The sequence below is a fragment of the Pseudomonas sp. 8_5_2 genome, assembly GCF_059295255.1.
In genome coordinates this window covers 5,019,908-5,037,830 of record NZ_CM181238.1, presented here as the reverse complement: position 1 = coordinate 5,037,830, position 17,923 = coordinate 5,019,908, and the positions used below count along the sequence as shown (strand labels likewise).

Genomic DNA, 17,923 nt, shown 5'->3' with positions numbered 1-17,923 from the left:
ATGACTGCAGGGGTTGACCGGGAAAATTGCCTATTGGTTCAGCACCTTTGATCGGTACCAATGAAAACGCCCGGCACATGGCCGGGCGTTTTCTGCAACGTTGATCAGGCGTCTGGGTCGCTCAGTTCGAGGACGCCGCGCTTGCTGCGCAGCTTGCCGTAGAAGTGTTCCAGTGCGTGATTCAGCTTGGTCGCGGCACCATCCACCGCCTGGTCCAGCGAGGTGGCGGTATGGGTCACGGAAATCGGTTGGTGGCCTTTGGGGCGAGCCTCCATCTGGCAGCGTTTGTCATGCGGTCCGGGCTTGACGCCGTTCTCGTCGCGCAGGTGCACCTCGATGCGGGTGAGGTCGTCTTCGTAACGTTCCAGCGAGTTCTGCAGCGTGCTGCGGACCCACTGGTCGAGCCGGGCGTTGCCTTCGAAATGGTTGCTGCTGTTGACCTGGATTTGCATGATTCAATCCTTATTCAGCTTGCTCGCATGGAGGCGCGTCCAGGCCCTTGAGACCCTTGGAATTTCTGCGCCTCTTGACTCTAAGGTCAGGCAACCGTGCAACGATTTCAACCCCTTGGTGAAAATAAATTTCTTGTTGCAAATGGGCCGTACAGCCGCGCCATCCAATCGGTCATGGCCCTATTCATTCGGTCAGAACGCCAGCGGGTTCTGCACATACAAGGTTCGTGGCTCAGCCACCTACTGCCCGTCATGGGGCTTTGCTTATGAGAATTGAAATCATTATTATTGCACCCCCGAAAACGTCTGGACTCTCGCCATGACGCGCAAAACCGCTGGCCTGTCGCTCAGCTATCGCCTGGCCGTGACCTCCCGCAGCCTGGCCGCATTGCTGGGCGGCTACCTGCTGGCGTCCATGGCCAGCGCCTGCATTGCCCTGGTGGCGCCGCTGCCAACGGTCGATGCCACGCTCACCGGGCTGCTGCTGTCGTTCGTCTTCTACGTGCTGGCGTTCATCTGGTGCTTCGCCTGCCGCAGCGCCTGGCGTGCCTGGCTGGGGGTACTGGCGCCAAGCCTGCTGCTGGGGATGATCAGCGGCGTCGCCTACTGGATGAAAAACCCATGAAAGAAGGCTTCCGCCAGGCCATGGCCTGGCTGCACACCTGGACCGGCCTGATCTTCGGCTGGCTGTTGTTCGCCATCTTCCTCACCGGCACGCTGTCGTATTTCAAGGAAGAAATCACCCACTGGGCACAGCCCGAGGTGCGCAGCCATGCACTGGACCCGACACGCAGCCTGGAGGTGGCCCAGCGGTACCTGCAGGACAACGCCGGGCATTCGGCCAGCTGGTTCATCCGCATGCCCAACGCACGCGAGGCGGCCTTGAGCGTGGGGTACCGCGACCCCAACGGCGGGCCGCGCGGCTTCGCCCGCAAAACCCTCGATACCCAGACCGGCCAGCCGGTGGAGGCACGCGACAGCCGGGGTGGCGAGTTCTTCTACCGCTTTCATTTCCAGCTGCAGATGCCGTACCCGTTCGGCCGTTGGCTGTCGACCTTCTGCGCCTTCATCATGCTGTTGGGGCTGGTCACCGGCATCATCACCCACAAGAAGATCTTCAAGGAATTCTTCACCTTCCGCCCCGGAAAGGGCCAGCGCTCCTGGCTGGACGGGCACAACGCCATTGGCGTGCTGGTGCTGCCGTTCCACCTGATGATCAGCTACAGCAGCCTGGTGCTGTTCATGTACATGGTCATGCCGGCGGGCATCATGGCCAGTTATGGCAACAACACCGACAAGTATTTCAACGACCTGTTCGGCCGCAACGACGCGCCCAAGGCCGCCCAGCTGGCCACGCCCCTGGTAGCGCTGCCCAGCCTGTACGCCAAGGTGCAGGAACTGCAGCCGGGCGCGCGTATCGGCAATATCCAGGTGCAGAACCCGGGCGACAGCAATGCCCGCGTCACCTTTACCCAGTCCGCTGCCGACCACGTGGCCTACCGGCGCAGCGCCAACTGGACCTTCGATGGCGCCAGTGGCGCCTTGTTGAGCCAGGGCAAGCCGGAGAGCGGGGCGATGATGACCGCCTTCAGTTTCGCCGGCCTGCACATGGGCAACTTCGCCGGGCCCTGGCTGCGCTGGCTGTACTTCTTCTTCGGCGTGGCGGGCACCGCGGTGATCGGCACCGGGCTGGTGATGTGGCTGGGCAAGCGGCAGCTCAAGCATGCCAAAGGCGCACACGTGCCGGGCGAGCTGCGCCTGGTCGAGGTGCTCAATATCGCCAGCATGAGCGGCCTGCTGCTGGCCGTGGCGGGGTTCTTCTGGGCCAACCGGCTGATCCCGATGGGCGTCGACGGTCGCGCCGACTGGGAGGTAAATGCCTTCTTCATCGGCTGGGGCCTGTCACTGGTGCATGCCGTGCTGCGCAGCGGGCGCCGGGCCTGGGCTGAGCAATTGGCGCTGGGCGCGCTGGCCTTTGCCTTGCTGCCGCTGCTCAACGGCCTGACTACCGAGCGCGGCCTGAACCACTCGCTGCAGGCGGGGGACTGGGCCATGGCCGGCTTCGACCTGACGGCACTGGGCACTGGCCTGTTCCTGGCCTGGCTGGCCGGCAAGATGCTGCGCAGCCCCAGATCTTCGGCCAAGCGGGCCCCGCGTGCGGCCAAGACGCCGGGCACTGAAACAGCGGAGGCGAGCTGATGCTGGGTAACGCATTGATCGCCTTCGCAGGGTTCGTCGCCCTGTGCCTGGCCATGGAAAAGCACTTCAACGACCTGCTCGGGCGCAAGCCACGCCCCGGCCAGCTGCGCCTGTTGCGCGTTGCCGGTTGGCTGCTGCTGATGCTGTCGCTGATCCTCAGCGTGCAGCTGCGCGGCTGGGGCCATGGCCTGGTGGAGTGGACGGCGGTGATCATGGCCGGTGCGACCCTGTGGGTGTTTGGCCTGCCCTACCAGCCGCGCCTGCTGCTGGGGCTGGCCGCGGCCAGCGTGGTGCTGGGCCCGCTGCTGGCCGTGTTTGCCGTGTGACCCGATGAGCGAGCAGCGCGATAGCAACGAGGCGGGCGCCGACAGCGCCGGCGGGCGGGCCCGCTTCGTCCAGGTGTTCCAGGCCCAGCGCGCACGCATGGAGGCGATGGTCAGCCGCCGGGTGGGTTGTCGGGCCACGGCATCGGACCTGGTCCAGGAGCTGTTCCTGCGCTTCTGGCGCCGCCCGGAGCTCAAGGTCGAGGCGCTGGACACCTACCTGCTGCGTTGCGCTGGCAACCTGGCCATCGACCACCTGCGCAGCGAGGGCAGCCGCGAACGCGTGGCCGAAGCCGCCTGGTCGATGGATGAAGCGAGCATGGCCCGGGCGCCGGAGCAGGCCGTGGCAGTCGATCACGACCTGCAGCGCATCGAGGCCGCCTTGCGCGCTTTGCCCGAACGCACCCGGCAGATATTCCTGCTGAACCGCATCCATGGCTGCAAGTACGGCGAGATCGCCAACGCCATGCAGCTGTCCCGGAGCGCCGTGGAAAAGCATATGATGCGCGCCCTCGAAGCGTGCAAGGCGAGTATTGCCGAGCCCGCGTCCACCCCACGCCGGCCAGGGAGCGCCCGTCGATGAGCCGTTTACCCCCGATCACCGAGGCGCAATCCCAGGCTGCCCTGCAGTGGCTGAGGCGTATCAACGAGCAGCCCGGGCAAGCCGAAGGGGCGGCGTTCAAGCGCTGGTTGCTGGCCGACCCTGGCCACCGTGCCGCCTATGCCCAAGCCCAGGCGCTGTGGCAGAAAAGCGCTGCCCCGGCAGCGCGTCTGGCCGAGGAAGAGCATGAAAGCCTGCAACGCTACCTGGACGCCATGGCAACACCGCCGGCCATGGGCCGCTGGTGGCAGCGGGGCGCAGCGCTGGCAATGGCGGCCTGCCTGGTGATGGCAGTGGGTGTCGCCGGTGGCTGGCACCCGGGGTACTGGCTACAGGACCTGCAGGCCGACTACAGCAGTACCGGGCAAATCCGCCAGGTGACTTTGGCAGACCAGTCGCAGGTGACGCTGGATGCGGGCAGCGCGATTGCGGTCGATTTCGTGAAGGGGGAGCGCCGTGTGCGCTTGCTGCACGGTGCCGCATTCTTCCAGGTCACGCATACTGGCGAGCCTTTTCTGGTGGAGGCTGCCGGTGGCGAAGTCCGGGTGCTCGGTACGCAATTCGAGGTACGTGAGCAGGGCGAGGGTGCCCAGGTCACCGTGCGCAGCGGGCGCGTGGCGGTTAGCCCGGCACAGGGCGCCGCAGCGCGTGAGCTGACGGCCAACCAACAAGTGGCCTACGCCGCAGGTCGGGCGGGCGCCCCCCTGGCAGTGGACAGCGACAACCGCCTGGCCTGGCGCCAGGGCTGGCTTAATTACTATCAGGCCCCGCTGGCGCAGGTGATTGAAGAGCTGGGGCGCTATCACCCAGGGCGCATCCTGTTGCTCAACGAAGAACTGGGGCAGCGCAAGGTCAGCGGCAGTTTTCCGGTAGCCGAGCCGCTGCAAGCGCTGGGTTCGCTGGGCAAGGTAATGGGGTTTTCGCAGCAGACAGTGCTGGGGCGGTTGACCCTGATCCGCTAGTCGCCTGCACCAACAAAAAATATTTTCAGGCAGCGGGTGAGGTAACAGGACGTGGCATCCGTGTAATGAGTGGAAGTGCGATTCATTCGCAGTAATATCCCTCTCACAGGTCAGCGTCCATGAAGTTCACCCCGTGTTGCGTTCCCCTCTGGCTCGGCCTTGCTGCGTTCCCGGCCATGACTGTCGCGCCCCTGGCCTGCGCCGCCGAGCAGCAGGTATTCGCCTTCGCCCAGCCGGCGCAGCCCTTGTCCCAGGCACTCAACGCGTTCAGCCGCACGACTGGCCAGAGCGTTGTCTACACCCTGGAATTGCCAGGCGTGCAAGCGCCGGCCCTGCATGGCAGTTACCCTGCCGAGCAGGCGCTGCAACTGCTGCTGGGCAGCTCCGGCCTGGCCTGGCGCCGTATCGATGGGCGCACCCTGACCCTGGAAGCGCTGGACACCTCGGGCGCTCTCAACCTGCAGGCCACCACCGTAACCTCGCAGCTGGACAGCTTCAGCTACCAGCCCCCGGCCAGTGCCTCGATCATGCGCGGGCAGGGGCCGAACCAGGACATCCCCCAGGCAATCAACGTGGTGCCGGCCCAGGTCATTCGCGACCAGGCCCCGCGCAACCTCGATGACGCCCTGGCCAACGTCAGCGGTATCACCCAGGGCAACAATTTTGGTGGCACCTCGGACACGGTGATGAAGCGCGGCTTTGGCGATAACCGTGACGGTTCGATCATGCGCGATGGCATGCCCATCGTGCAGGGTCGTAGCCTGAACGCCAGCACCGAGCGGGTCGAAGTGCTCAAGGGCCCGGCCTCGCTGCTGTACGGCATCCAGGACCCGGGTGGGGTGATCAACGTGGTCAGCAAGCGCCCGCAGCTTGAACAGTACAACGCCCTGACCGTGCGCGGCTCGACTTACGGCAGTGGCAAGAACGGCAGCGGCGGTGGGCTCGACAGCACCGGCGCGCTGGGCGACAGCAACTTTGCCTACCGCCTGATCGTCGACCACGAAGACGAGGATTACTGGCGCAACTACGGCGTGCACCGCGAGTCGCTGCTGGCACCCTCGCTGGCCTGGCTGGGCGAAGACACGCAAGTGGTGCTGGCCTACGAGCACCGCGAATTCCTTTACCCGTTCGACCGCGGCACGGCGTTCGGCAGCAACGGCCACCCGCTCGACATCCCGGCTACGCGGCGCCTGGACGAGCCGTTCAACGACATGGAAGGGCGCTCCGATCTGTACCGGCTGGAAGTCGACCGCCAGCTGGCGGATGACTGGAAGCTGCATTTTGGCTACAGCTTCAACCGCGAGACTTACGACGCAAGCCAGGTGCGGGTCACCGGAGTGAATGAAGCCAAGGGCACCTTGACCCGCAGCATCGACGGCACCCATAACGCCATGAGTCGCGACCAGTTCGCTACCTTGAGCCTCAACGGCAACGTCGAACTGGCAGGCCTGCAGAATGACCTGTCGTTCGGCATCGATCATGAAGACCGCAAGGTCTTCCGTGGCGATCTGATCCGCCAGACTGCGCAGTCCACCTTCAGCTACACCAACCCGGTATACGGCCAGGAAGTGGAGGGCACCAGCGTGCGTGCCAGTGACAGCGACCAGACCGACAAGCTGCGTACCGATGCGCTGTTCCTGCAGGATTCACTGCACCTCGACGAGCACTGGATCCTGGTCGCCGGTGCCCGCTTCCAGCAGTTTGACCAGTATGCCGGCCGGGGGCGCCCGTTCACGGCCAACACCGACAACAGTGGTCAGGCCTGGGTGCCGCATGCGGGGGTGGTGTACAAGGTCGACGAGCAGTTGTCGTTTTATGGCAGCTACAGCGAATCGTTCAAGCCCAACTCCAGCATTGCGCCGTTGACCGGGGGCGTGGTGCTGGATTCCTCCGTCGCGCCGGAGGAGGGCAAGGCGTGGGAAATCGGGGCCAAGCTGGATATCCCCGGCAGCCTCACCGGGACATTGGCACTGTTTGATATCACCAAGCGCAACGTGCTGGTGGCCAATTTCGATACGGGCACCGGTGAAACGGTCTACAGCAACGCGGGTGAAGTCAGCTCACGGGGGGTCGAGCTTGACCTCAGTGGCCAGCTCAGCGACCGCTGGAGCCTGATCGGCAGCTATGCCTTCACTGACGCCAAGGTGACCAAGGACCCGGCCCTGCAAGGCAACCGCCTGCAGAACGTGGCCAGGCACAGCGGTTCGCTGTCGGCGGTGTACGACTGGGGCCAACTGTTTGGCGGCGACCGGCTGCGGGTAGGGGCAGGGGCGCGCTATGTAGGTGAACGTAGCGGCAACTCGACCAACACCTTCGACTTGCCGTCCTATACCGTGGCCGATGCCTTTGCCAGCTACGAGACCCGGTTCGACGAGCACAAGGTGTTGTTGCAGCTGAACGTGAAGAACCTGTTCGACAAGGTTTACTACAGCTCGGCGGTGAACCAGTACTTTGTGGCTATCGGCGATGCGCGACAGGTCAGTTTGTCCAGCACCTTCGAGTTCTGAGCCGCCCTGTTCGCGGTTGTAGGAGCAGCCTTGCGCTGCGAAGCGGCCGGTAAGGCAAAAGTGGCCTCTTCGCAGCACAAGGCTGCTCCTACAGGTCATGCGTATGCTCACGGAGTGAAACCAGCCAGGCAGGTGGCTTTAGCCGCGAATGGCCGCACGATATTCACCCGGTGTTGCAGCGAAAGCCTGGCGGAACCGGTTGCTGAAATGGCTGGCGCTGGCAAACCCGCACATCAGGGCGATCTCGCCCAATGGCATCACCCCCAGGCGCAGCAACTGGCACGCCTGGTGCAACCGCCGCGCGAGCAGGTACTGGTGCGGCGGCAGCCCGAAACTGCTGCGGAACATGCGCGCAAAGTGGTATTCGGACAGGTTGCAGCGCAAAGCCAGTTCGCCGAGCGTGATGGGCTGGTCCAGGTGCGCTTCGATGTAGTCGACCAACTGCCGGCGCAGGTTCGGCGCCAGGCCGCCTTTCAACCGCAGGCCATGGCGCAGCCCGACCTGGCTGAGCAGCGCATGGTCGACGATTGCGTGCGCCAGGCTGCTGGCCAGCAAGCGCTCGCCAGGCTCGTCCCAGGCCAGTCCGATCAACTGGCGAAAGCGTACGGCCTGTTGCGGGTCGTCGAGAAAGGTCGCTTCCTGCAACTGCAGTTCGCGTGGCTCGCGGTCGAGCAGGCGCACGCAGCCCAGGGCGAACTGCGCCTCGCTGACGTACAGGTGCGCCAGGCGAATGCCGCCGTTCACCACCCAGTTCGACTCATGGCCGGCCGGCATGATGCACAGCTTGCCCGGTGCGCCCTTGTCGGCCGGGCGCTGGCGGCGGAAGGTGCCGGTGCCGTCGGCGATGTAGCACGACAGGGTGTGATGGCTTGGCGCCTGATAGTCGCGGGCATCGTCGCGGTTGCTCCACAACGCCGCCGCCAGCCCGTCGCCCAGGTGCGCGCTCAACTCCAGGCAGGCGTGGGGCGAGGCTTGCATGGCGGTGAACACTTGCAGTTGGGTGAGTGGGGTCATGGGCGGGCTCCTCTTGCCAGCCATCGTACTGCGGCTTGGGCCGGCTTACAGCCATCGGCGGGACAAATGCGCAAGTTTGTGCAAGCGCTGGGGGCTCGCCGGGGGAACACTGGAATGCCGCCGCGAGTGCTGCGCCCTCGATCGCCGGCAAGCCAGCTCCCACAGGGACAGCGCCCGGCTTGAGCTTGATGCTGTTCCTGTGGGAGCTGGCTCACCGGCGATGGGCCGCACAGCGGCCCCGGGATGTCTGGTCGTTCGCTTTAGGAGCCCCACCGATGAACCTGTCGCTCTACCTGCTCACCGTACTGATCTGGGGCACCACCTGGATCGCCCTGAAACTGCAACTGGGCGTGGTCGCCATCCCGGTCTCGATCGTCTACCGCTTTGCCTTGGCCGGCCTGATCCTGTTCGCCTTGCTGCTGCTCACCCGCCGCCTGCAGCCGATGAACCGTCGTGGCCACCTCATCTGCCTGGTCCAGGGCCTGTGCCTGTTCTGTGTCAACTTCATGTGCTTTCTCACCGCCAGCCAATGGATCGCCAGCGGCCTGATCGCCGTGGTGTTCTCCACTGCCACCCTGTGGAACGCGCTGAACGCGCGGGTGTTCTTCGGCCAGAAGATCGCCAGCAATGTACTCGGCGGCGGCGCCCTGGGGCTGCTTGGCCTGGGCTTGCTGTTCTGGCCGGAGCTGGCCCACCACGCGGCCAGCCGCGAGACCTTGTATGGCCTTGGCCTGGCGTTGCTCGGCACGCTGTGCTTTTCAGCGGGCAACCTGCTTTCGAGTATGCAGCAGAAGGCCGGGCTCAAGCCGATGACCACCAATGCCTGGGGCATGGTCTATGGCGCGACGATGCTGGCCGTGTATTGCGTTGTCAGCGGCGTGCCTTTCACCATGGAATGGAACACGCGCTATATCGGCTCGTTGATGTACCTGGTGATACCGGGGTCGGTGATCGGCTTCACCGCCTACCTGACCCTGGTTGGCCGCATGGGGCCGGAACGGGCGGCTTATTGCACGGTGCTGTTCCCGCTGGTGGCGTTGAATGTGTCGGCGGTGGTCGAGGGGTACCAGTGGACGCCGCCAGCGTTGCTTGGGCTGGTGGCGGTGATGGCGGGGAATGTGCTGGTGTTTCGCAAGTCCAAGGCCAGGGTGGCTGAGCCTGTCGTGATGGCTAAATAGGTGGTGCATTGCCTGCACCGGCCTCTTCGCGGGCATGCCCGCGAAGCGGCCGGTGCAGGCAGTAGCGAACTATCAGTCCTTCCACACCTGCGGGTTCACCAGGTCCCGCGGGCGTTCACCCAGCAGCGCCGCACGCAGGTTGTCCATCGCCCGGTTGGCCATGGCCTCACGGGTTTCGGCTGTGGCCGAACCGATATGCGGCAAGGTCAGCGCATTGGGCAGCTTGAACAATGGCGAATCGCTCAACGGCTCTTTTTCGTACACATCCAGGCCGGCACCGCGAAGGGTACCGTTCTGCAACGCTTCGATCAGTGCCGCCTCGTCCACCACCGGCCCACGGGCGATGTTGATCAGGAAGGCGCTTGGCTTCATCAGCTTCAGCTCGCGGGTGCTGATCAGCTTGCGGGTGGCATCGGACAGCGGCACCACGATGCACACGAAGTCCGCTTCGGCCAGCAACTGCTCAAGGCTGCGGAACTGCGCGCCCAGCTCTTGCTCCAGCGCGGGCTTGCGGCTGTTGCCGCTGTACAGGATCGGCATGTTGAAACCGAAGCGGCCACGGCGCGCCAGCGCTGCGCCGATATTGCCCATGCCGACGATACCCAGGGTCTTGCCATGCACATCGCTGCCGAAGTGGGCCGGGCCCACCGTGGCCTGCCAGTTGCCGGCCTTGGTCCAGGCATCCAGCTCGGCGGTGCGGCGGGCGCAACCCATGATCAGCGAGAAGCCCAGGTCGGCCGTGCTCTCGGTCAGCACGTCGGGGGTGTTGGTCAGGGCGATGCCGCGTTCGTTGAAGTAGTCCAGGTCGTAGTTGTCGTAGCCGACCGAAACGCTGGACACCACCTCGAGCCTGGCCGCACCTTCGAGTTGCGCGCGGCCGAGCTTGCGGCCAACCCCGATCAGGCCGTGAGCCTCGGGCAGGGCTTCGTTGAACTGGGCATTGATGTCGCCGAGCTTGGGGTTCGGCAGGATCACGTTGAAGTCTTGCTGCAGGCGCTCGGCCATGGCCGGGGTAATACGGCTGAAGGCCAGGACGGTTTTTTTCATCGGGCAACTTCTCTGCAAGGCGGGGGCAATGGTGGCTTCTTCGCGGGTGAACCCGCTCCCACAGGTACAGTGCAGCCCTCAGGCATGGTCGATCCCTGTGGGAGCGGGTTTACCCGCGAAGAGGCCGGCGATGGTTAGCAACCTACCATTGTCCACCACCGCAATGCAGCATGTTTCTTAGTTGGCAATCTGCACCTGGTGAGTTTTCAGGTCTGCCTCATGCGCCGCCAGAATCTCTGGCAGTGAATTGCGCAGGTACTCGACCCAGGTCTTGATCTTGGCGTCCAGGTACTGGCGCGATGGGTAGATGGCATACAGGTTCAGTTCCTGCAGCCGGTATTCGGGCAGTACCCGCACCAGGCTGCCGTCACGCAACCCTTCGATGGCTGAGTAGATCGGCAGCACACCTACGCCCATGCCACTGCGGATCGCGGTTTTCATGGCGTCGGCGGTGTTGACCATGAACGGCGAGCTGGTGATGTTGACCATTTCCTGGCCTTCCGGGCCGTCGAACAGCCATTTTTCCAGCGGGATCACCGGGCTGACCATGCGCAGGCAGGCGTGCTTGAGCAGGTCGACAGGCTTTTGCGCCACGCCGTGGCGGGCGATGTAGCCGGGCGAGGCGCAGACGATGCTGTAGGTGATGCCCAGGCGCTGCGATACGAACCCCGAATCGGGCAGTTCGGTGGCCAGCACGATGGACACGTCATAACCCTCGTCGAGCAGGTCCGGCACGCGGTTGGCCATGGTCAGGTCGAAGGTCACGTCGGGGTGCGATTCGCGGTAGCGGGCGATGGCGTCGACCACGAAGTGCTGGCCGACCCCGGTCATCGAGTGCACCTTCAACTGCCCGGCCGGGCGCGCATGGGCGTCGCTGGCTTCGGCCTCGGCTTCTTCCACGTAGGTAAGAATCTGTTCGCAACGCATCAGGTAGCGCTTGCCGGCTTCGGTCAGCGCAATGCGCCGGGTGGTACGGTTGAGCAGCCTGGTTTGCAGATGGGCTTCCAGGTTGGAGACCGCCCGCGACACGTTCGCGGTGGTCGTGTCCAGTTGCGCGGCAGCGGCAGTGAAGCTGCCGAGCTGGGCGACGCAACTGAAAGCACGCATGTTTTGCAGGGTGTCCATGGGTCACTCTCGATATAGAGGACAAAAGTGTGTCACGAAGTAACGTCGAAGTTATGAAAAGTTGTCTTCGACCAAAGGCGGATTATCGCTGTTTTGGTAACAAAGATTCGCAGGAATCTGCGCTTATCGCCAGTGCTGCCGCCCCCTAGAATTGCCCGGCCCCTCTTCACTTCCTCGGGAAATCGCAGCTGTGCCGCGTCGCATCATCAGAACGCTCAACGCGTTCAGTGCCTGTGCCCTTGCCCTCACCTTGAGCGGCTGTATCGGAACCTGGGGCATTGCCCCGCAAAGCAAGACGCTGCAAGCCAATACCCTGACCCCTGATGCGGCCATGCGTGAAGCCGCAACCGACGCCCACTGGCCCGACCAGCAGTGGTGGCACGCCTATGGCGACCCACAGCTGGACCGCTGGATTGCCTTGGCCGTAGCCGGCAGCCCAAGCCTGGCCATGGCTGCGGCGCGGGTGCGCGAAGCCAAGGCCATGGCCGGCGTGGTCGAGTCGGCGGAGCAGCTCCAGGCCAACGGCCAGGCCACGCTCAAGCGCCATAACTGGCCGGAAGACCAGTTCTACGGCCCTGGCGCGTTGTCGGGCGCCAACACCTGGGACAACAATGCCGCCATCGGCTTCAGCTACGCCCTCGACCTCTGGGGCCGTGAGCGCAATGCCAGCGAGCAGGCCGTGGACCAGGCGCACATGAGCGTAGCCGAAGCCCGCCAGGCGCAGCTGGAACTGCAGAACAACGTGGTACGGGCCTATATCCAGCTGAGCCTGCACTTTGCCCAGCGCGATATCGTCAAGGCCGAGCTTGCGCAGCAGGAGCAGATCCTGGCCCTGGCCAAGCGCCGCCTGGATGCCGGCATCGGCACCCACTTCGAGGTCAGCCAGGCCGAAGCGCCGCTGCCGGAAACCCACCGCCAGCTCGACAGCCTCAACGAAGAAATCGCGCTCACCCGTAACCAGCTGGCCGCCCTGGCCGGCAAGGGCCCAGGGCAGGGCGCGCAGCTACAGCGCCCGAGCCTGACCCTGGCTGCGCCGCTGAAGCTGCCCTCGAACCTGCCTGCCGAACTGGTTGGTCAGCGCCCCGACGTGGTCGCCAGCCGCTGGCAGGTGGCTGCCCAGGCGCGTGGCATCGACGTCGCCCACGCCGGCTTCTTCCCTAATGTCGACCTGGTCGGCAGCCTGGGCTTCATGGCCACCGGCGGCGGCCCGCTGGAGTTCCTGACCGGGCGCAAGTTCAACTACAACGTCGGCCCGGCCATCAGCCTGCCGGTGTTCGATGGTGGCCGTCTGCGTTCGCAGTTGGGCGTGGCATCGGCTGGCTACGACGTGGCCGTGGCGCGCTACAACCAGACCGTGGTCGGTGCGCTGAAGAACATCTCTGACCAGCTGATCCGCCGCGAGTCGATGCAAGAGCAGTCGCACTTCGCCGCCGAGTCCGTCGCCGCCGCGCAGAAAACCTACGACATCGCCATGGTTGCCTTCCAGCGTGGCCTTACCGATTACCTCAATGTGCTCAACGCGCAGACCTTGCTGTTCCGTCAGCAGCAGATACAGCAGCAGGTGCAGGCCGCCCGCCTGATCGCCCATGCCGAGCTGGTGACCGCGCTGGGCGGTGGCCTGCAGGCCGGCCAGGACGTACCTGATGAAGACCGCCAGGCGGCGCCGAAAACCCCGGCCAGCCTGGCCATTTTCGACAAGCAGCCGGACAACGCCGAATGAGCACTTCCAGCCTGCCCGTGCGCTGGCTGCACAGCCTGGAGTGGCGCCGGGGTTTCTTTGCCTGGGCGCGCACCGACGGTGTTACCTGGGTTTACATCTTCAAGGTCCTGGCGGCGGCGTTCATCACCCTGTGGCTGGCCATGCGCCTGGAGCTGCCGCAACCGCGCACGGCGATGATCACCGTGTTCATCGTCATGCAGCCGCAAAGCGGCCACGTGTTCGCCAAGAGCTTTTACCGGGTGCTCGGCACCTTGGCCGGCTCGGCGATGATGGTGGCACTGATTGCCATCTTCCCGCAGAACACCGAGCTGTTCCTGCCCAGCCTGGCACTGTGGGTGGGCTTGTGCTCGGCCGGTGCCATGCGCTACCGCACATTCCGTGCCTATGGGTTTGTGCTGGCGGGCTACACGGCGGCGATGATCGGCCTGCCGGTTCTGCAGCACCCCGACCAGGCGTTCATGGCTGCGGTGTGGCGGGTGCTGGAAATTGCCCTGGGCATTCTCGTATCGACCTTCGTCAGCGCCGCGATCCTGCCGCAGTCGGCCAGTGCCGCCATGCGCAACGCCCTGTACCAGCGCTTTGGGGTGTTCGCCGGGGTGGTGGTCGAGGCCTTGCGCGGTGACAGCCAGCGCGATCGTTTCGAAACCAGCAACGTGCGCTTCGTCGCCGAGGCCGTGGGCCTTGAAAGCCTGCGCAACGTCACCGCCTTCGAAGACCCGCACATGCGCCGCCGCAGTGGCCGCCTGGTGCGCATGAACAGCGAGTTCATGGCCATCACCACGCGTTTCAATGCCCTGCATCGCTTGCTGGAGCGCCTGCGCAACCGTGGCCCGCTGCAGATCGTGAGCGCCATCGAGCCGGGCCTGAACACCCTGGTAGAACTGCTGCAGCCGTACGTGGGCCGGGCGCTGACCGACGCCGACGCGCTGCGCCTGACCCTGGAGCTGGCCGCCTACAAGGAAGGCCTGCAAGCCCAGGTGCGTGGCCTGCGCGCCGAGTACCTGGCGACCGCGCCCAGCGATGCCGACCTGCTCGACTTCCACACCGCGTTCGAGCTGCTGTACCGCTTCGTCGACGAGATGTACAGCTACGCCGAAACCCATGCCTCGCTGGCCGCGCACAGACACCAGCGCGAGCAGTGGGACGAGCCCTACGTGGCCCAGACCAGCTGGCTGGTATCGCTTGCTGCAGGCGTGCGCGCTTCGGCAGTGCTGTTGCTGCTGGGCAGTTACTGGCTGCTCAGTGACTGGCCCAGCGGCGCGATGATGACCCTGATCGCCACGGTCACCGTGGGCCTGTCGGCGGCTTCGCCGAACCCCAAGCGCATGTCGTTCCAGATGGCCTGCGGCACGGCCATCGGCGCCTTCGTCGGCTTCTTCGAAACCTTCTTCGTGTTCCCCTGGATCGACGGTTTCCCGCTGCTGTGCATGGTGCTGGCGCCGGTGTTCGTGCTGGGCGCGTTTCTTTCCTCGCGGCCGGCCTATGCCGGCTACGGCATCGGCCTGCTGGTGTTCTTCGCCATCGGCTCGGTGCCGAACAACCTCACCGTGTATGACCCGTACACCTTCATCAACGACTACATCGGCATGGTCATCGGCATGTTCGTCTGCGCCGCCGCCGGGGCAATCATCCTGCCGCCCAACAGCCGTTGGCTGTGGAGCCGCCTGGAGCAGGAACTGCGCGAGCAAGTGCTGTTTGCCATCAGCGGCCGCCTGCGCGGCTTGGGCTCGGCCTTTGAAAGCCGCACCCGCGACCTGCTGCACCAGGCCTACGGCCTGGCGGCCGGCAAGCCGCAGGTGCAAAGCCAGTTGATGGGCTGGATGTTCACCGTGCTGGAAATCGGCCACGCCATCATCGAGCTGCGCAAAGAGCAGGCCCGCGCGCCGGTGCACCCGGCCTACGCCGAGTCGCAGCCCTGGCGCCAGGCCATTCGCGTCATGGGCCGCGCCCTGGCCCGGCTGTTCCTGCAGCCCAGCGCCAGCAACCACGAACGTGCCCTGGTGGCGGTGGACCACGCCATCGCCCGGGTACAGGCGACCGACGAGCCCTTTGCCCGGCACTTCGACACTTCGGTGCTGCGCCGTGCGCAAAGCTACCTGCACTTCATCCGTTCTTCCCTGCTCGACCCACAGTCGCCACTGGCACCGGCGAAAGGACTGCAAGATGCCCCGTGAGATCGCCTTCCATGGCGTGTACATGCCCACCATGACCTTGATGTTCCTGTTTGCCCTGGGCCTGGCCTGGGGCCTGGACCGGTTCATCGCCAGCCATGATGGCTACCGCTTCTTCTGGCACCCGGCGCTGCTGCGCCTGAGCCTGTTCGTCTGCCTGTTCGGCGCCCTGGCGCTGTCGCTCTACTGGTGAGAATCCTTCGATGAAAAAGTTCTTCAGCCTGATCGCCACCCTGCTGGTGCTGACCGCTGCCGTGGTGATCGGTCGCCAGTTGTGGCTGCACTACATGACCACGCCGTGGACCCGTGACGGCCGCGTGCGCGCCGACATCATCAACGTTGCCGCCGACGTGCCCGGGTATGTGGTGGACGTGCCGGTCAAGGACAACCAGCGGGTGAAAAAAGGCGACCTGCTGATCCAGATCGACCCCGAGCACTACCAGTTGGCGGTTGACCAGGCCAAGGCGCTGGTCGCCTCGCGCAAGGCCACCTGGGACATGCGCAAGGTCAACGCCAAGCGCCGAGCCGACATGGACAACCTGGTGATCTCCCGGGAAAACCGCGACGACGCCAGCAACATCGCCAACTCGGCTCAAGCCGATTACCAGCAAGCCCTGGCCGAGCTGGCGGCGGCCCAGCTGAACCTCAAGCGCACGCATATCGTCGCCACGGTGGACGGCTACGTGACCAACCTGAATATCCACAGAGGCGACTACGCGCGCACCGGTGAAGCGGTGATGGCGGTGGTCGATGAAAACTCGTTCTGGGTGTACGGCTTCTTCGAGGAGACCAAGCTGCCGCACGTGAAGGTGGGTGACCCGGCCGAATTGCAGATGATGAGCGGCGAGCGCATCAAGGGGCATGTGGAGAGCATCGCCCGTGGCATCTACGACCGCGACAACCCCCAGAGCCGCGAGCTGATTGCCGACGTCAACCCGACGTTCAACTGGGTGCGGTTGGCGCAGCGGGTGCCGGTGCGTATCCACATCGATGAAGTGCCGGAAGGTTTTTTGCTGGCGGCGGGGACGACGTGTACGGTGGTGGTGAAACCGAGCGAGGGGTGAATTCTGCTATTCGGGCCTGACATGCACAGACCCGCACTCTCGCAGCAATTGATCCCAGTCATCTGGTGGATGGCCAGTTAGCAGCATCTTCTGAAAGACTTTGTAAGCGTCATCGCTGCTGTCGTAGGCCCGCTTGCTCGATTCATCATTGACCCAAGCCAGCACGATGATCCGACTGGCGGTGTGATAGCGAAAGAACAAGCGGTATTGCTGGAAGAACTTCGCTCTGAACCAGTGCTTGTGGTCACCGCCCAACGGTGCGCCCTGCCTGTACTCAACTTTGGTCGGGTCCTGGGGGATCACATCGAATGCCAAGCGTTTGATTGCCGCCAGCCGCTTATAAGCATTCTTCTTGGCGTAACCAGCTGGGTCTTTCTGCATCTGAGCCTGAACCTGGGCGCTCAGCGCGTCCAGCTTGGCCAGGAACAGTGGGTGGGCAAATACAGTCCATCCATGAATAACAAAAGGCTTCCTGTTCGCATCACTCATTCATCATCCGCCGACAGAGGTTGATCAAGGTCGACCTCCGCGTCGCCGACAAGCTTGTCGAGACGAGCGATGAGGCCTGCATCGACAACCTGCAGCCGTTGAGGATTGGTAGCGATGTCGTGCGCCAGGAAATCCAGGAACTGGCCCAGCACCGGATCGTCCTCGGTTGCCTCTGCGCGGGTGAGTATCACCCCACCGTCAGGGCGAATCGAGTAATGGATCTTGTCACGCTTTTTCAAACCCAGGGCGCGCCGTACGGTTTCGGGAACGGTGGTTTGGTAGCGATCAGTCAGCGTGGACTCGACTTCGAAGGTGGTAGCCATGGGCACTGTCCTTTGTGTTGCAGCAGTACTCCAAGGTAATGCGATTGCATTACCTGGTCAATGCAATTGCGTTTCCGGGTGATGGCCGGTCAGGCGGGCCCTACCAAAACCGGCATTTCAATGCGGTCGATCACCTTTGCGCTGATCGACGGATCGAGCAGCCGCCCCAGCCGCGACAGGTGCCGGTGACCCATGATGACCAGCTCGCAGTTCAGCTCCTGTGCCTTGGCGATGATGGCGTCGACCGGCTGCCCGGCCACCATGCAGCCCTGGCTGGCGAAACCGGCCTGTTGCAATTCGCGTACTGCCTCGGCCACGGCGTGGTCGGCGTGTTGCTGTTCCTCGCAGGCAGCGGGGTATTCCTCCAGCTCCTCGGCGGTGTAGGGCGCGGGTCTGTCGTGCACGGCGAAGGTGGAATCGATGGCCAGCAGCACGTGCAGTTCGTGCTCGCCTGGGCGGCAGTAGCGACGGGCCAGGGCGAGCAGGGCAGTGGCGGCGGGGGAGGCGTCGATGGCGATCAGGACGGGGTTGGGCATTGGGGATCCTTGTAAAGGCTGGCGGAGTGATTGCCTGTTCGGGCCCTTTCGCGGGTAAACCCAAGACCACACCGCTTTCAAATATTGTGGTGTACCTGTGGGAGCGGGTTTACCCGCGAAAGGGCCGAACCTGCCAAAGGTCATTCTTGGCCAGATCGACTTACGGGATAAATGCCCCACGGCGCACGGGCGCATTGCGTCTGGTGCAATCC

At 64.4% G+C, this 17,923-nt stretch carries 18 protein-coding genes; 11 read left to right on the top strand and 7 right to left on the bottom strand.

The features are described from left to right. Positions 1-104: 104 nt before the first annotated feature. The gene (locus tag AC5O5R_RS23050) at positions 105-452 is read right to left on the bottom strand and encodes an HPF/RaiA family ribosome-associated protein (RefSeq protein ID WP_172220824.1); all 348 of its coding nucleotides are present in this window, start codon (positions 450-452) and stop codon (positions 105-107) included. Positions 453-771: 319 nt separating this feature from the next. Here AC5O5R_RS23050 and AC5O5R_RS23045 point away from each other — a divergent pair, with 319 nt between their 5' ends. The 6 genes from AC5O5R_RS23045 to AC5O5R_RS23020 all read left to right on the top strand — a co-directional run bounded on the left by AC5O5R_RS23045 (position 772) and on the right by AC5O5R_RS23020 (position 7,044). Further along, entirely contained in the window at positions 772-1,077 is a 306-nt protein-coding gene (locus tag AC5O5R_RS23045) for a DUF3649 domain-containing protein (RefSeq protein WP_172220821.1), read from the top strand. After that, on the top strand, positions 1,074-2,651 hold the full coding sequence (locus AC5O5R_RS23040) for a PepSY-associated TM helix domain-containing protein (protein ID WP_172220818.1): 1,578 nt from the start codon (positions 1,074-1,076) through the stop codon (positions 2,649-2,651). Before AC5O5R_RS23045 ends, AC5O5R_RS23040 begins: the two co-directional genes overlap by 4 nt. Continuing rightward, complete coding sequence (locus tag AC5O5R_RS23035; RefSeq protein WP_172220816.1) at positions 2,651-2,977, top strand: DUF3325 domain-containing protein; 327 nt, start codon at positions 2,651-2,653, stop codon at positions 2,975-2,977. Before AC5O5R_RS23040 ends, AC5O5R_RS23035 begins: the two co-directional genes overlap by 1 nt. Before the next feature lie 4 nt (positions 2,978-2,981). Further along, on the top strand, positions 2,982-3,557 hold the full coding sequence (locus AC5O5R_RS23030) for an RNA polymerase sigma factor (RefSeq protein ID WP_172220814.1): 576 nt from the start codon (positions 2,982-2,984) through the stop codon (positions 3,555-3,557). Continuing rightward, positions 3,554-4,537, top strand: a complete 984-nt coding sequence (locus tag AC5O5R_RS23025; RefSeq protein ID WP_494514757.1) for a FecR family protein — start codon at positions 3,554-3,556, stop codon at positions 4,535-4,537. The genes AC5O5R_RS23030 and AC5O5R_RS23025 overlap by 4 nt, the downstream gene beginning before the upstream one ends. A gap of 119 nt (positions 4,538-4,656) precedes the next feature. Further along, positions 4,657-7,044: a TonB-dependent siderophore receptor gene (locus AC5O5R_RS23020; RefSeq protein WP_494514756.1), complete on the top strand. Its 2,388-nt coding sequence runs from the start codon at positions 4,657-4,659 to the stop codon at positions 7,042-7,044. A gap of 138 nt (positions 7,045-7,182) precedes the next feature. On the opposite strand, the gene AC5O5R_RS23015 is transcribed toward AC5O5R_RS23020, so the two are convergent. Next, positions 7,183-8,058, bottom strand: coding sequence for a helix-turn-helix transcriptional regulator (locus AC5O5R_RS23015; RefSeq protein WP_172220805.1), 876 nt, complete (start codon positions 8,056-8,058; stop codon positions 7,183-7,185). 275 nt (positions 8,059-8,333) lie between these two features. Between AC5O5R_RS23015 and AC5O5R_RS23010 the strand changes: the two genes are divergently transcribed. Further along, positions 8,334-9,236, top strand: coding sequence for a DMT family transporter (locus AC5O5R_RS23010; RefSeq protein WP_172220802.1), 903 nt, complete (start codon positions 8,334-8,336; stop codon positions 9,234-9,236). 72 nt (positions 9,237-9,308) lie between these two features. Here AC5O5R_RS23010 and AC5O5R_RS23005 read toward each other — a convergent pair whose 3' ends face one another. Together AC5O5R_RS23005 and AC5O5R_RS23000 are read right to left on the bottom strand one after the other, a co-directional pair. Further along, on the bottom strand, positions 9,309-10,283 hold the full coding sequence (locus AC5O5R_RS23005; RefSeq protein ID WP_172220800.1) for a 2-hydroxyacid dehydrogenase: 975 nt from the start codon (positions 10,281-10,283) through the stop codon (positions 9,309-9,311). A gap of 177 nt (positions 10,284-10,460) precedes the next feature. After that, a complete protein-coding gene (locus tag AC5O5R_RS23000; protein WP_172220797.1) occupies positions 10,461-11,408 on the bottom strand; it encodes a LysR family transcriptional regulator in 948 nt (315 codons plus the stop codon). 190 nt (positions 11,409-11,598) lie between these two features. Between AC5O5R_RS23000 and AC5O5R_RS22995 the strand changes: the two genes are divergently transcribed. From AC5O5R_RS22995 to AC5O5R_RS22980, 4 genes are read left to right on the top strand one after another with little or no spacing between them, the layout of a single operon-like run. Next, positions 11,599-13,128, top strand: a complete 1,530-nt coding sequence (locus AC5O5R_RS22995; RefSeq protein ID WP_172220794.1) for an efflux transporter outer membrane subunit — start codon at positions 11,599-11,601, stop codon at positions 13,126-13,128. Beyond that, the gene (locus AC5O5R_RS22990; protein WP_172220791.1) at positions 13,125-15,302 is read left to right on the top strand and encodes an FUSC family protein; all 2,178 of its coding nucleotides are present in this window, start codon (positions 13,125-13,127) and stop codon (positions 15,300-15,302) included. The genes AC5O5R_RS22995 and AC5O5R_RS22990 overlap by 4 nt, the downstream gene beginning before the upstream one ends. Beyond that, entirely contained in the window at positions 15,292-15,492 is a 201-nt protein-coding gene (locus AC5O5R_RS22985; protein WP_008097766.1) for a DUF1656 domain-containing protein, read from the top strand. The genes AC5O5R_RS22990 and AC5O5R_RS22985 overlap by 11 nt, the downstream gene beginning before the upstream one ends. A gap of 10 nt (positions 15,493-15,502) precedes the next feature. Further along, positions 15,503-16,363 (top strand): efflux RND transporter periplasmic adaptor subunit, encoded by an 861-nt coding sequence (locus AC5O5R_RS22980; RefSeq protein ID WP_172220788.1) that lies wholly within the window; start codon positions 15,503-15,505, stop codon positions 16,361-16,363. 6 nt (positions 16,364-16,369) lie between these two features. On the opposite strand, the gene AC5O5R_RS22975 is transcribed toward AC5O5R_RS22980, so the two are convergent. The 3 genes from AC5O5R_RS22975 to AC5O5R_RS22965 form a co-directional block, all read right to left on the bottom strand. Then, positions 16,370-16,852, bottom strand: a complete 483-nt coding sequence (locus AC5O5R_RS22975; RefSeq protein ID WP_172220785.1) for a type II toxin-antitoxin system YhaV family toxin — start codon at positions 16,850-16,852, stop codon at positions 16,370-16,372. Next, positions 16,849-17,175: a type II toxin-antitoxin system PrlF family antitoxin gene (locus AC5O5R_RS22970; protein WP_172220782.1), complete on the bottom strand. Its 327-nt coding sequence runs from the start codon at positions 17,173-17,175 to the stop codon at positions 16,849-16,851. The genes AC5O5R_RS22975 and AC5O5R_RS22970 overlap by 4 nt, the downstream gene beginning before the upstream one ends. 89 nt (positions 17,176-17,264) lie before the next feature. After that, positions 17,265-17,711 (bottom strand): universal stress protein, encoded by a 447-nt coding sequence (locus tag AC5O5R_RS22965; RefSeq protein WP_172220779.1) that lies wholly within the window; start codon positions 17,709-17,711, stop codon positions 17,265-17,267. Positions 17,712-17,923 lie beyond the last annotated feature (212 nt).